Origin of the sequence: Caballeronia sp. M1242, assembly GCF_017220215.1 — a bacterium.
In the GTDB taxonomy this organism is placed as follows: domain Bacteria; phylum Pseudomonadota; class Gammaproteobacteria; order Burkholderiales; family Burkholderiaceae; genus Caballeronia.
In genome coordinates this window covers 2,608,185-2,622,090 of sequence record NZ_CP071129.1, presented here as the reverse complement: position 1 = coordinate 2,622,090, position 13,906 = coordinate 2,608,185, and the positions used below count along the sequence as shown (strand labels likewise).

Sequence of the window (13,906 nt, the reverse complement as noted above, 5' to 3'; positions counted from 1 at the left end):
GATCACCACGTCGCGCCCGGATGCTGCCGCGCGAGGCTTTGCATTTCCGCGAGCAGGTAGCCCATGTGCTCCGAATGCTCGCCGAGCTTGCCCGTGCTGACGTGCTTGACCTCGGCGGGCGCTTGCAGCGTGGCTTCGTCGAGCGCGGCTTGCACGTCGTCGCGCCAGACGGCTTCGAAATCGCTCGCGAGCGGCGCGATGCCGGCTTCGGCCACTGCGCGCTCCACCGCGTCCGGGTGAAAGAACTCGCGCGTGTACGGCATCAGAAAGTCCAGCGCCGCTTGCGCCCGGCGATGCGATTCCTCCGTGCCGTCGCCGAAGCGCACGAGCCAGTCGCGGGCGTGATGTACGTGATACCGCGTTTCCTTGATCGACTTCGCCGCGATGGCCGCGAGTTGCGTGTCCGACGAAGCCTGAAGCGCGGTCCAGACGTGGGCCATGAAAGCCGAGTACAGGAAGTTGCGCACGATGGTCACGGCGTAATCGCGTTCGGTTCGCGCCGTGCCCGCGAGCGGGCCGAAGTGCGGCAACTCGACCAGCGTGTAGTTCGCGAATTCGCGTTCCGTGCGGAAATACGCGTAGTCGTCTTCGGTCTTTGCCGCGCCCGTCAACGCCGATTCGAGCGTGGCCGCGTGCGAATACAGCAGCCGCGCCTGCCCGATCAGATCGAGACTGATGTTCGCCAGCGCAATGTCCTCTTCCAGCGCGGGCCCGTGGCTGCACCATTCGGCGTTGCGCTGACCGAGAATCAGCGCGTTATCGGCGAGGCGCAGCACATAGGCGAGATGTTCGGTGCTCATGTCGCGCGCTCACATGTGGTTGATTTCGTCAGGCAGCACGAAGAACGTCGGATGCCGGTAGATCTTGTCGCCTGCCGGTTCGAAGAATTCGCCCTTGTCCGCCGGGTCCGACGCCGTGATCGCCGACGACGGCACCACCCAGATGCTCACGCCTTCCTGACGGCGCGTGTACACGTCGCGCGCCATGCGCAGCGCGGTCGCGGCGTCGGCGGCGTGCAGGCTGCCGCAATGCTTGTGATCCAGTCCCTGCTTGCTGCGCACGAAGACTTCCCAGATCGGCCATTCCTTGCTCATGTCGATGTCTCCCGTTCAGGCGGCTTGCTTGTGCGCGCGCGCCTTCTGTTTTTCGGCGTAGGCGAGCGCGGCTTCGCGGACCCATGCCCCTTCGTCGTGCGCCTTCACGCGCGTGGCGAGACGCTCTTTGTTGCACGGACCGTCGCCGTTGACGACGCGCCAGAATTCGTCCCAGTCGATCTCGCCGTAGTCGTGCGCGCCGCGCGCCGCGTTCCACTTGAGGTCGGGATCGGGCAGCGTGACGCCGAGAATCTTGGCCTGCTCGACGGTGGCATCCACGAATTTCTGGCGCAGGTCGTCGTTCGAAATGCGCTTGATGCCCCACGCGAACGACTGCCCGCTGTGAATCGAATCCTTGTCGCTCGGGCCGAACATCATCAGCACCGGCCACCACCAGCGGTTCACCGCCTGTTGCACGAGGTCCTTCTGCGCCTGCGTGCCTTTCATCATGGCGAGCAGCGCGTCGAAACCTTGGCGTTGGTGGAACGACTCCTCTTTGCAGATGCGGATCATCGCGCGGGCGTACGGTCCGTACGTGCAGCGGCAGAGCGGAATCTGGTTCATGATCGCGGCGCCATCGACGAGCCAGCCGATCACGCCGACGTCGGCCCATGTGGGCGTCGGATAGTTGAAGATGCTCGAATATTTCGCCTTGCCCGCGTGCAGCGCGGCGACGAGTTGATCGCGCGAGACGCCGAGCGTTTCGGCGGCGCTATATAGATAGAGGCCGTGGCCGCCTTCGTCCTGCACCTTCGCGAGCAGAATCGCCTTGCGCTTGAGACTCGGCGCGCGGCTGATCCAGTTGCCCTCCGGCTGCATGCCGATGATTTCCGAATGCGCGTGCTGCGAAATCTGCCGGATGAGCGTTTTGCGGTAGGCCTCGGGCATCCAGTCCTGCGGCTCGATTTTGCCGTCGGCTTGCATGACCGCGTCGAAGCGTTGCTGCTGCGTGGAGGCGTCGGCGGGCGCGTCGGACGCGGTCGGCTGGCCGGGAAGGTCGAGAGATTGGGTGTACATGGCGAACACTCGCTCGTAGGAAAGTCGCTGTGCGCCGATTATAAACCGACCGGCCGGTCGGTGAATCGCATTTTTCGGGATAGGCGGGTTTTTCCTGAGGCGATCAAGTGGCGAAAAAAATGCGGCGCGGCCGGTTTCAGGACGCACCGCTTCGTTAAACGTGGATTTATCCCGTCGTGTTCGCCATATCGGGCGCAACGCGGTTGGCCGATGCATCGAGGCGCGAGAAAAAACGGCGCGGCCGTTTCGGGGCGCACCGCTTCGCTGAACCAAACTTCTGCTGTCTTGTTCGCTTCTCACGCGCTGTCTCTCGAAGCAGGGCGATTGGCTGATGCATCGAGGCATTAAAAAAAAGCGGCGCGGCCGTTTCCGGTCGCACCGCTTTTCATGGCCAGATTGCTCCGAGCACGTTACTCGACGCGTTGTCCCTCGAAGTCTTCGGCGTCCACGTCATAGCCCGACGGTTCCCAGCGCACCGCCATCAGCGCGACGAGCCCGGCGAGCGGCGCGACGGCGATGATCCAGAACACTTTCGTTCCGAGCGCCGCCGACAGCACCGGAAACAGGAAGAGCGAGACGGTCGAACTGGCGCGCATCAACGTCTGATTGAAGCCGACGCCCACGCCGCGCAACGACGTCGGATAGCTGAGCGAGGCGAACGTCATGCTGTGCGAGCCCGGCCCGACGCCTTGCCCGAGCAGAAAGGCGGCGAGCAGCGCAATCGCGATGACGACCTGCGCGCCCGTCGCCGGTTTGCCGACTACCGCCAGCCCGACCAGCGCCACGAGCTGGAACGCGTAGCCGACGACCGTCAGCTTCCACGCGCCGAACTTCGGCACCGTGCGCACCGCGAAAAGCCCGCCGGCAAACGCGAAGCAGAGATTCAGCGCGAGCGAGGCGAGAATCGTCGTGAGCATCGACTGCGCGAGGAAACTCGAGATGATGACCGGCAGACCGAACGCCACCGCGTTGTACGCGAAGGATGACGCAATCGCGATGATCGTCGCCAGCACCGTGCGCCGCAGATACACGCCGCGCAGCAGCGCGCCGTAGTTGCTCCACGTCGCGCCGCGCGGTTTCGCCGCTTTCGATGCGGCGAGCGCGTCCGGATCGACGCGGGCATCGACGCCATAGGAGCGTTTCAGGATCGCGGCGGCGGCCGGCAAATCGCCCTGATTCGCGGCCCAGACAGGCGATTCGCTCATGTAGCGGCTGCGGATGGCGATGATCGCGATGGCCGGCACCGCGCCGAAGCCGAGAATCAGCCGCCAGAGCCAGCCCGCGTTATGCGCGGGCAGCGCTGCGTACAGTCCGAGCACGAGCAAGTACGAAACGCTGATCGCGGCGTACCACGTCGGGCACCACATCGCGACGCGAGCGGCCTTGTTCCCGCGCCCTTGCAGCCGCGAGAATTCCGCGAGAAACGCCATCGCGACGGGCAAGTCGATGCCGACGCCGAGTCCCATCACGAAGCGCGCTCCGCCCAACACCCAGGCGTTCGGCGCGAGCGCGCAGGCGATCGCGGCGACGACGAAAAAGAACATGTCGGCCATGAAGACGCGGTAGCGGCCGATCTTGTCAGTGAGATAGCCGCCGAAGAACGCGCCGATGATCGCGCCGAACGTGATCGCGGAGGCGACGAAACCGGTTCCGGTCGGCGTCAGCGAAAACTCGCGGGCGATGTCCTTGACGCCGAATGCGAGCGCGCCGAGGTCATAGGCATCGAGGAAGATGCCGCCGAGCGCGATCGCGACGACGATGCGCGCATCGCTGCCGATGGCCGCGCCGCGATTGACGAGATTCGAGACGTCGGCGGCGCTGCGGATGACGGGACGCGCATCGGCGGCGCCGGCCCGGGAAGGTGTTCGCTCGGGCGCGATAGATACGGACATGATCGACGGAATGTAGAAAGTTGTGGACGCAAGGAATCGCCGGATCGTATCCGGCTGGCGGGCGGCGACCAAATTCTTTTTTGTTATTTAATGACTTACGGCCGGGCGCACGCCTTCGTCCGCCAGCCATCGAACGCGATGCGACAATGTCGCTCTTCGTTTTCTAGTTTTCTCGCGACCTGGCATGACCTCAGTTGAAAACATCGAATCCGTGCAAGTCGCGGTCGTCGGCGGCGGACCGGCCGGGCTCATGGCGGCGGAGGCGCTGGCGGCGGGCGGCGTGAGCGTCGATGTATTCGACGCGATGCCGTCGGTCGGACGCAAGTTTTTGATGGCGGGCAAGGGCGGGATGAATCTGACGCATTCCGAGCCTGCCGACGCGTTCATCGCGCGCTACGGCAAGCGTCGCGCGGACATGGCGCCGCTGCTCGCGCGCTTCGACGCCGCCGCGTTGCGCGAGTGGGTGCACGGGCTGGGCGTGGAAACCTTCGTGGGAAGCTCGGGCCGCGTCTTCCCGACGGACATGAAAGCCGCGCCGATGCTGCGGGCATGGCTGCATCGACTGCGCGCGTCCGGTGTCAGGCTGCATATGCGGCATCGCTGGCTCGGCTGGACGGACGCGGGCGTGGGCGAATCGCGGTTCGCGACGCCTGACGGCGAAAAGCGTGTGCGCCACGATGCGCTCGTGCTGGCGGTCGGCGGCGCGAGCTGGCCGCAACTCGGCTCGGACGGCAGCGCGATGACGCATCTGGCGGCGCGTGGCGTCGATGTGCGGCCGTTTCTGCCGTCGAATTGCGGTTTCGACGTGGACTGGTCGCCGCATTTTCGCGAACGCTTCGCGGGCGAGCCTCTGAAGTCGGTCGCGATCGGGCTCGAACGGGCGGACGGCGCGGTGGATTGGCGGGTCGGTGAATGCTTGCTGACGGAGCATGGCATCGAAGGCAGTCTGATCTACGCATTGTCGGCGCAGATTCGTGATCGTCTGATGGAGCAAGGCGACGCCGGCGCGCGCATTCTCGTCGACCTCCTGCCGCAGTTGTCGGCCGGGCGCGTCCGGGACGAGGTGCGGCATCCGCGCGGCGCTCGGTCTCTATCGAGTCATTTACAGAGCCGGCTGCATCTCGCGGGCGCGAAGGCCGGCCTGTTGCGCGAATGTCTGACGAAAGAGGAATTCGCCGACCTCGACACGCTCGCCGCGCGCATCAAGGCGCTGCCGGTGCGCGTGCGACGTCCGCGGCCGATTGCGGAAGTCATCAGCAGCGCGGGCGGCGTCGCGTTCGAATCGCTCGATGAGCGCTCGATGCTCACCGCGCTGCCCGGCGTGTTCGCCGCGGGCGAAATGCTGGACTGGGAAGCGCCGACCGGCGGTTATCTGTTGACGGCGTGCTTTGCGAGCGGGCTCGTCGCGGGCGAGGGCGCGCTTGCGTGGCTTCGCGAGCGAGCGTGACTAGCGAACGCGAGCATGCGCTGCGAGGTGGACGGTCAACGTTCGGGCGGTGAAGTGCCTTCTGACGCCCGTTCGGCAACGGCCGCGATGCGTCGAGCTACGTGCACGAAGCGGCCGGGTTTCTGGCGTCGAACCGTCGCGATTCGCGTCCGAGGAACGCAATCTAGCGTCGCGCAGGACCAAGCGCATGCCGGATGCAACGAGGCCGAGCCGCAAGCGTCATTCAGTAACAAGCCGAAACCCGGCAACCCCGCGCCTCACGCCGCAACCAGCCGCCAAAGCGACGTCACCTCCGCCGATCGCGCCGCGTGCAGCGGGTCCGACTTGTCCGCCGCGCGCGGATGATGCGGTTTCACGTCGATGCGGCCATCGACCTTCAACCCGGCAGCATCGATCCATTCCTGAAGCTGAGCACGCGTGCGCAGCCCGAGATGCTCGGCAAAGTCGGACAAAATGAGCCAGCCTTCTCCGCCGGGCGTCAGATGCGCGGCGAGGCCGCCGAGAAAACCGCGCAGCATCCGGCTTTCCGGATCATAGATTGCGTGTTCGATTGCCGAACTCGGGCGCGCCGGCAGCCACGGCGGATTGCACACGACGAGCGGCGCGCGTCCTTCCGGGAACAGATCGGCCTCGACGACCTGGACCTGCTTGCGCAGCCCGAGCCGGTCGATGTTCTCGCGAGCGCAGGCGAGGGCTCGCGCATCGACATCTGTGGCCACGACGCGCTCCACTCCGCGCCGCGCCAGCACCGCCGCGAGCACGCCGGTACCGGTGCCGACGTCGAACGCGAGCGATGTCGACGGCAACGGCTGATTCGCGATCAGATCGACGTACTCGCCGCGCACCGGCGAAAAGACGCCGTAGTACGGATGGATGCGGCCGCCCGTCGCCTTGATCTCGACGCCCTTCTTGCGCCACTCGTGCGCGCCGATCAGACCGAGGACCTCGCGCAACGACACCACGGACGGCTCCTGCGGCGGGCCGTACGCTTCCTCGCAGGCTTCGCGCACGTCCGGCGCGCGGCGCAGCGGGATGACGTACTGCTCGTCGAGCGGAAGCACGAGCATCGCGAGGGTGCGCGCCCGCTGCGACTGCGCGAGACGGTGCAGATTGAAGGTATCGATTGGGGACAGCGGTTTGTCTTTGTCCGACGCCGCTTTCTTTGCCTTGCGCGGCTTGTTGTCGATTCGCCGGGCCATCGCCTGCAAGAGCTGCCGCGCGTTCTGGAAATCCCCGCGCCAGAGAATGGCCGTGCCCTCGCAGGCGAGGCGGTAGGCGTGATCCGCGGTCATTTGATCGTGACCGATGACGAGACGCTTCGGCGGCTGATTACCGCTTTCGGAGCGCCAGCGGGCAGAACGGCTTTCGCCGTCCTCTTCCCAATGGAGTCGGGGCGTGGAGCTTTCGGGTTGCATAGAGATACGTCGTGAAAGGATTGGCTGCATTGTGAGGCCAATCGATGCGGGCGGGTCGGTGACGCGCGTTTTCTTCCCGGTTCGGCGGCGCGTTCGCTGTGACGATCGGGCACAATTTAGACTTTTTCCGAACGCCACCGCCGAATGAAGCCCAAGTATCTCGCCGCACTCTGCGCGGCCGCGCTTGCTTTCCCGTTCACCGCCGCGCCGCTGGCGTTCGCCGCCGAGACCGCCGGATCGCCCGCAAACGACCATTGGGTCAGCGCCTGGGGCACGGCGCTTCAATCGATTCCGCAACTCGCGAATCTGCCGCCGCTTTATCGCGCGCCTGAAGTCGGGGGCCGAACGGTCCGGCAAGTGATCTATCCGCAGCTTGCCGGCAAGCAAATGCGCTTGCGCATAAGCAACGTGTACGGAACCGCGCCGCTCGTTGTCGAGTCGATGAGCGTCGCGCGCGCCATCAGCGGCAGCAGCCCCGCGATTCAGGGCGGCAGCGCCCGGCCCGTTCTTTTCGCCGGCAACAAGACGGTGACGGTCGCGCCCGGCGGGCAAGCCACGAGCGATCCACTCGCGTTCGACGTGGCCGCCGGTCAGCCGCTTGCCGTCAGCATGTTCATGGGGAAGGAGCAAAAGCTCGTCGCGTGGCATCGCGTGGCAAGCCAGGTCAATTACGTCTCGACGCCCGGAGACCGCACGGACGACGCTTCTTCCGCAGCCTTCCGTACGCGATTTACCCAGTACGCCTGGCTCACGAACGTGTCAGTCGAGAATCCGACGGCGCGGGCAGTCGTGGCCATCGGGGATTCGATTACCGACGGCATGCGCTCGACGCTGAACGCCAATCGGCGCTGGCCCGACGCTCTCGCACGCGAAATCGCTCAGAAGAACGGCGTGCAGGCGGCGGTCGTCAACGTGGGCATCAGCGGAAACCGGCTGCTCAGCAATTCGCCTTGCTACGGCGAGGCGCTCGTGAGCCGCTTCGATCGCGACGCGCTGCGGCAGCCGGGCGTGCGCGCGGTAATCGTGCTGATCGGCATCAACGACATCAATTTCGCGGCGATGCCGGCGCACGGCGGCCTCGACTGCGATGCGCCGCATACAGAGGTCAACGCCGACGCGCTGCTGCGGGGGTATCAACGACTCATCGCGCAGGCGCACCAGCGCGGGCTCAAGATCTACGGAGCCACGCTCACGCCGGCGTCGCTGCCGCCGGAACGCGAGGCGATTCGCACGGCGGTCAATGCGTCGCTCCGCGCGAGCCGGGCGTTCGATGGCGTCATCGACTTCGATCAGGCGCTGCGCGATCCTGCCCGACCGAGCGCGCTGCACCGGCGTTTCGACAGTGGCGACCACATTCATCCGAGCGACGCCGGATACGCCGCGATGGCGGCTGCGGTGCCCGTCGAGGTCGTCCTCGGAACGGCGAAATGAGCATCCGGAAAGGGGCCGCAAAAAAACTCGCGTCATCACCTTGTCATCGGCGTTTGCTTGGCCTAGAATTCCGCTCCTCGTCGCAAGATGAGCGCCGCCAGAGAAACAGGCGGTCTCCGAAGTCCTCAGTTTTGAAAGCGAAAGCAGAAAAAAGCTGTTGACAAGGAGAAAAAGATTCTTCATAATCTCGTTTCTCTGCTGCTGATGCAGCGACGCAAGACGAAGCGGTTGAGCCCAGTGCTCGATGCGGCGAGGTGAAAAGTCTTGGCGGATTGCTCTTTAAAAACTAACAGCCGATAAGTGTGGGCGCTTGATGGCGAGTGCGGTTGCGGTGCTTAGGCGCTGCAGCATAAGCAAAAGTATCAAGAGTCTCACACGAAGTATCAGAGGAAGGTTTATCTGTCTTAGGACGGATTAATCATCGTCAGTACGTTGAGTGAGCGACCGGTTTCTAACGGAACCGAAAACAGTAACAGGCATTGAACTGAAGAGTTTGATCCTGGCTCAGATTGAACGCTGGCGGCATGCCTTACACATGCAAGTCGGACGGCAGCGCGGGCTTCGGCCTGGCGGCGAGTGGCGAACGGGTGAGTAATACATCGGAACGTGTCCTGTAGTGGGGGATAGCCCGGCGAAAGCCGGATTAATACCGCATACGATCTACGGAGGAAAGCGGGGGATCTTCGGACCTCGCGCTGTAGGGGCGGCCGATGGCAGATTAGCTAGTTGGTGGGGTAAAGGCCTACCAAGGCGACGATCTGTAGCTGGTCTGAGAGGACGACCAGCCACACTGGGACTGAGACACGGCCCAGACTCCTACGGGAGGCAGCAGTGGGGAATTTTGGACAATGGGGGCAACCCTGATCCAGCAATGCCGCGTGTGTGAAGAAGGCCTTCGGGTTGTAAAGCACTTTTGTCCGGAAAGAAAACTTCGCCGCTAATATCGGTGGAGGATGACGGTACCGGAAGAATAAGCACCGGCTAACTACGTGCCAGCAGCCGCGGTAATACGTAGGGTGCGAGCGTTAATCGGAATTACTGGGCGTAAAGCGTGCGCAGGCGGTCTGTTAAGACCGATGTGAAATCCCCGGGCTTAACCTGGGAACTGCATTGGTGACTGGCAGGCTTTGAGTGTGGCAGAGGGAGGTAGAATTCCACGTGTAGCAGTGAAATGCGTAGAGATGTGGAGGAATACCGATGGCGAAGGCAGCCTCCTGGGCCAACACTGACGCTCATGCACGAAAGCGTGGGGAGCAAACAGGATTAGATACCCTGGTAGTCCACGCCCTAAACGATGTCAACTAGTTGTTGGGGATTCATTTCCTTAGTAACGTAGCTAACGCGTGAAGTTGACCGCCTGGGGAGTACGGTCGCAAGATTAAAACTCAAAGGAATTGACGGGGACCCGCACAAGCGGTGGATGATGTGGATTAATTCGATGCAACGCGAAAAACCTTACCTACCCTTGACATGGTCGGAAGTCTGCTGAGAGGCGGACGTGCTCGAAAGAGAACCGGCGCACAGGTGCTGCATGGCTGTCGTCAGCTCGTGTCGTGAGATGTTGGGTTAAGTCCCGCAACGAGCGCAACCCTTGTCCTTAGTTGCTACGCAAGAGCACTCTAAGGAGACTGCCGGTGACAAACCGGAGGAAGGTGGGGATGACGTCAAGTCCTCATGGCCCTTATGGGTAGGGCTTCACACGTCATACAATGGTCGGAACAGAGGGTTGCCAAGCCGCGAGGTGGAGCCAATCCCAGAAAACCGATCGTAGTCCGGATCGCAGTCTGCAACTCGACTGCGTGAAGCTGGAATCGCTAGTAATCGCGGATCAGCATGCCGCGGTGAATACGTTCCCGGGTCTTGTACACACCGCCCGTCACACCATGGGAGTGGGTTTTACCAGAAGTGGCTAGTCTAACCGCAAGGAGGACGGTCACCACGGTAGGATTCATGACTGGGGTGAAGTCGTAACAAGGTAGCCGTATCGGAAGGTGCGGCTGGATCACCTCCTTTCTCGAGCTTCGCACACCAAGTTAAGCGCTCACGCTTATCGGCTGTGGTTTAGAAACAGGCTAAGGGTCTGTAGCTCAGTCGGTTAGAGCACCGTCTTGATAAGGCGGGGGTCGTTGGTTCGAATCCAACCAGACCCACCATGTCGGCGGTCGTTAGCGCGTGAGCGCTTACGAAGGCCCCACCCTCGAAGAGGGCAGGGTCAATAGACGCGGGGGATTAGCTCAGCTGGGAGAGCACCTGCTTTGCAAGCAGGGGGTCGTCGGTTCGATCCCGTCATCCTCCACCATCAATCTTCAATGCCTAGCGTTCACGAGCAGTGAATGTTAAGCATTGGCGATTGCTAGCCAGTTGATGCTGTAGGTATTGCAAGACACCTATCGGCTAAACGTTCTTTAACAATCAGGAAGAAGTAGTAAAGAGATTATCTGAAAGCACTTAGAGATGGGTGTGAGTAGGGTAGTCAGGGTAGTGATTGTATCGAGTATGAAAAGTGATCTTCATTGATGACTTGGAATACGGCACAACGCGAATACTCAGCCTATGACAGAGGTGTCGCGAGACACACTCGTTATAGGGTCAAGCGAACAAGTGCATGTGGTGGATGCCTTGGCGATCACAGGCGATGAAGGACGCGGTAGCCTGCGAAAAGCTTCGGGGAGCTGGCAAACGAGCATTGATCCGAAGATGTCCGAATGGGGAAACCCACTCCGTATGGAGTATCCATAGCTGAATACATAGGCTATGTGAAGCGAACGCGGTGAACTGAAACATCTAAGTAACCGCAGGAAAAGAAATCAACCGAGATTCCCAAAGTAGTGGCGAGCGAAATGGGAAGAGCCTGTACTCTTTATTTGTATTGTTAGCTGAACGCTCTGGAAAGTGCGGCCATAGCAGGTGATAGCCCTGTAAGCGAAAACAGTATGAAAGAACTAGGGGTACGACAAGTAGGGCGGGACACGTGAAATCCTGTCTGAAGATGGGGGGACCATCCTCCAAGGCTAAATACTCGTGATCGACCGATAGTGAACCAGTACCGTGAGGGAAAGGCGAAAAGAACCCCGGGAGGGGAGTGAAATAGATCCTGAAACCGCATGCATACAAACAGTCGGAGCCTCGTAAGGGGTGACGGCGTACCTTTTGTATAATGGGTCAGCGACTTACGTTCAGTAGCGAGCTTAACTGATTAAGGCAGGCGTAGCGAAAGCGAGTCCGAATAGGGCGATCAGTTGCTGGGCGTAGACCCGAAACCAAGTGATCTATCCATGGCCAGGTTGAAGGTGCGGTAACACGTACTGGAGGACCGAACCCACTAACGTTGAAAAGTTAGGGGATGAGCTGTGGATAGGGGTGAAAGGCTAAACAAACTTGGAAATAGCTGGTTCTCTCCGAAAACTATTTAGGTAGTGCCTCGTGTATCACCTTCGGGGGTAGAGCACTGTCATGGTTGTGGGGTCCATTGCGGATTACTACGCCATAGCAAACTCCGAATACCGAAGAGTGCAATCACGGGAGACAGACATCGGGTGCTAACGTCCGGTGTCAAGAGGGAAACAACCCAGACCGCCAGCTAAGGTCCCAAAGATTGGCTAAGTGGGAAACGAAGTGGGAAGGCTAAAACAGTCAGGAGGTTGGCTTAGAAGCAGCCACCCTTTAAAGAAAGCGTAATAGCTCACTGATCGAGTCGTCCTGCGCGGAAGATGTAACGGGGCTCAAGCCAGTCACCGAAGCTGCGGATGCGAGTTTTACTCGCATGGTAGGAGAGCGTTCCGTAAGCCTGCGAAGGTGCGTTGAAAAGCGTGCTGGAGGTATCGGAAGTGCGAATGCTGACATGAGTAGCGATAAAGGGGGTGAAAAGCCCCCTCGCCGTAAGCCCAAGGTTTCCTACGCAACGTTCATCGGCGTAGGGTGAGTCGGCCCCTAAGGCGAGGCAGAAATGCGTAGCTGATGGGAAGCAGGTCAATATTCCTGCACCATTGTTAGATGCGATGGGGGGACGGATCGCGGAAGGTTGTCCGGGTGTTGGACGTCCCGGTCGCTGCATTGGAGAAGGTGCTTAGGCAAATCCGGGCACGTAATTCAAGGGTGTGGCGCGAGTGACTTCGGTCACGAAGCAATTGGAAGTGGTTCCAAGAAAAGCCTCTAAGCTTCAGTCTAACGATGACCGTACCGCAAACCGACACAGGTGGGCGAGATGAGTATTCTAAGGCGCTTGAGAGAACTCGGGAGAAGGAACTCGGCAAATTGGTACCGTAACTTCGGGATAAGGTACGCCCTGGTAGCTTGACTGGCCTGCGCCAGGAGGGTGAAAGGGTTGCAATAAACTGGTGGCTGCGACTGTTTAATAAAAACACAGCACTCTGCAAACACGAAAGTGGACGTATAGGGTGTGACGCCTGCCCGGTGCCGGAAGATTAAATGATGGGGTGCAAGCTCTTGATTGAAGTCCCGGTAAACGGCGGCCGTAACTATAACGGTCCTAAGGTAGCGAAATTCCTTGTCGGGTAAGTTCCGACCTGCACGAATGGCGTAACGATGGCCACACTGTCTCCTCCCGAGACTCAGCGAAGTTGAAGTGTTTGTGATGATGCAATCTCCCCGCGGCTAGACGGAAAGACCCCATGAACCTTTACTGTAGCTTTGCATTGGACTTTGAACCGATCTGTGTAGGATAGGTGGGAGGCTATGAAACCGGAACGCCAGTTTCGGTGGAGCCGTCCTTGAAATACCACCCTGGTTTGTTTGAGGTTCTAACCTTGGTCCGTGATCCGGATCGGGGACAGTGCATGGTAGGCAGTTTGACTGGGGCGGTCTCCTCCCAAAGCGTAACGGAGGAGTACGAAGGTACGCTAGGTACGGTCGGAAATCGTGCTGATAGTGCAATGGCATAAGCGTGCTTAACTGCGAGACCGACAAGTCGAGCAGGTGCGAAAGCAGGTCATAGTGATCCGGTGGTTCTGTATGGAAGGGCCATCGCTCAACGGATAAAAGGTACTCTGGGGATAACAGGCTGATACCGCCCAAGAGTTCATATCGACGGCGGTGTTTGGCACCTCGATGTCGGCTCATCTCATCCTGGGGCTGTAGCCGGTCCCAAGGGTATGGCTGTTCGCCATTTAAAGAGGTACGTGAGCTGGGTTTAAAACGTCGTGAGACAGTTTGGTCCCTATCTGCCGTGGGCGTTGGATATTTGAAGGGGGCTGCTCCTAGTACGAGAGGACCGGAGTGGACGAACCTCTGGTGTACCGGTTGTCACGCCAGTGGCATCGCCGGGTAGCTATGTTCGGAAGAGATAACCGCTGAAAGCATCTAAGCGGGAAACTCGCCTTAAGATGAGATATCCCCGGGGCTTCGAGCCCCTTGAAGGGTCGTTCCAGACCAGGACGTTGATAGGTCAGGTGTGTAAGTGCAGTAATGCATTGAGCTAACTGATACTAATTGCCCGTAAGGCTTGATCCTATAACTGGTGTGTCTTAAGCCACCCCGAAGCGGGTGCGCCACCGGTTGAGTAGCGACTGTGCCCACAGTCACTACCCCAAACCACTACTTCTTCCCCGATTGGTTGTCGCGCCCTCAACGCGAGACAACATCCCCTTAAAG

7 protein-coding genes, 2 tRNA genes and 2 rRNA genes are annotated in these 13,906 nt (G+C 60.8%); 6 read left to right on the top strand and 5 right to left on the bottom strand.

Translation table 11 applies throughout. The features are described from left to right. Window positions 1-2: 2 nt before the first annotated feature. From paaC to JYK05_RS12240, 4 genes are all read right to left on the bottom strand, one after another. Window positions 3-800 (bottom strand): 1,2-phenylacetyl-CoA epoxidase subunit PaaC, encoded by a 798-nt coding sequence (gene paaC, locus JYK05_RS12255; RefSeq protein WP_206467154.1) that lies wholly within the window; start codon window positions 798-800, stop codon window positions 3-5. Window positions 801-809: 9 nt separating this feature from the next. After that, window positions 810-1,094: a 1,2-phenylacetyl-CoA epoxidase subunit PaaB gene (paaB, locus tag JYK05_RS12250; RefSeq protein ID WP_159837210.1), complete on the bottom strand. Its 285-nt coding sequence runs from the start codon at window positions 1,092-1,094 to the stop codon at window positions 810-812. A gap of 15 nt (window positions 1,095-1,109) precedes the next feature. Continuing rightward, window positions 1,110-2,111 carry a 1,2-phenylacetyl-CoA epoxidase subunit PaaA gene (gene paaA / locus JYK05_RS12245; RefSeq protein ID WP_206467153.1) on the bottom strand — a complete coding sequence of 334 codons (1,002 nt, stop codon included), beginning with the start codon at window positions 2,109-2,111 and terminating at the stop codon, window positions 1,110-1,112. A 410-nt stretch (window positions 2,112-2,521) separates the two neighbouring features. After that, window positions 2,522-4,003 (bottom strand): MFS transporter, encoded by a 1,482-nt coding sequence (locus JYK05_RS12240; protein ID WP_206467152.1) that lies wholly within the window; start codon window positions 4,001-4,003, stop codon window positions 2,522-2,524. A gap of 184 nt (window positions 4,004-4,187) precedes the next feature. Between JYK05_RS12240 and JYK05_RS12235 the strand changes: the two genes are divergently transcribed. Continuing rightward, complete coding sequence (locus JYK05_RS12235) at window positions 4,188-5,450, top strand: TIGR03862 family flavoprotein (RefSeq protein WP_206467151.1); 1,263 nt, start codon at window positions 4,188-4,190, stop codon at window positions 5,448-5,450. 257 nt (window positions 5,451-5,707) lie between these two features. Here JYK05_RS12235 and JYK05_RS12230 read toward each other — a convergent pair whose 3' ends face one another. Further along, window positions 5,708-6,865, bottom strand: coding sequence for a class I SAM-dependent methyltransferase (locus JYK05_RS12230; protein ID WP_206467150.1), 1,158 nt, complete (start codon window positions 6,863-6,865; stop codon window positions 5,708-5,710). 144 nt (window positions 6,866-7,009) lie between these two features. Here JYK05_RS12230 and JYK05_RS12225 point away from each other — a divergent pair, with 144 nt between their 5' ends. The 5 genes from JYK05_RS12225 (at window position 7,010) to JYK05_RS12205 (ending at window position 13,765) form a co-directional block, all read left to right on the top strand. Further along, on the top strand, window positions 7,010-8,296 hold the full coding sequence (locus JYK05_RS12225; protein WP_206467149.1) for an SGNH/GDSL hydrolase family protein: 1,287 nt from the start codon (window positions 7,010-7,012) through the stop codon (window positions 8,294-8,296). A gap of 481 nt (window positions 8,297-8,777) precedes the next feature. After that, a 16S ribosomal RNA gene (locus tag JYK05_RS12220) occupies window positions 8,778-10,309 on the top strand. Window positions 10,310-10,372: 63 nt separating this feature from the next. Next, window positions 10,373-10,449: transfer RNA gene (locus JYK05_RS12215), tRNA-Ile, on the top strand. Between the two features lie 70 nt (window positions 10,450-10,519). Then, window positions 10,520-10,595, top strand: a tRNA-Ala gene (locus JYK05_RS12210). Between the two features lie 288 nt (window positions 10,596-10,883). Continuing rightward, window positions 10,884-13,765 (top strand): 23S ribosomal RNA (locus JYK05_RS12205). The 16S and 23S rRNA genes sit together here with 2 tRNA genes alongside, the layout of an rRNA operon. The last annotated feature ends 141 nt before the right edge of the window (window positions 13,766-13,906 follow it).

Bases quoted from the DNA above. Each gene is read 5' to 3' on its own strand.
- JYK05_RS12225 (WP_206467149.1), top strand. From the start codon at position 7,010: ATGAAGCCCAAGTATCTCGCCGCACTCTGCGCGGCCGCGCTTGCTTTC.
- JYK05_RS12240 (WP_206467152.1), bottom strand. From the start codon at position 4,003: ATGTCCGTATCTATCGCGCCCGAGCGAACACCTTCCCGGGCCGGCGCC.
- paaB (WP_159837210.1), bottom strand. From the start codon at position 1,094: ATGAGCAAGGAATGGCCGATCTGGGAAGTCTTCGTGCGCAGCAAGCAG.
- paaC (WP_206467154.1), bottom strand. From the start codon at position 800: ATGAGCACCGAACATCTCGCCTATGTGCTGCGCCTCGCCGATAACGCG.
- JYK05_RS12235 (WP_206467151.1), top strand. From the start codon at position 4,188: ATGACCTCAGTTGAAAACATCGAATCCGTGCAAGTCGCGGTCGTCGGC.
- paaA (WP_206467153.1), bottom strand. From the start codon at position 2,111: ATGTACACCCAATCTCTCGACCTTCCCGGCCAGCCGACCGCGTCCGAC.
- JYK05_RS12230 (WP_206467150.1), bottom strand. From the start codon at position 6,865: ATGCAACCCGAAAGCTCCACGCCCCGACTCCATTGGGAAGAGGACGGC.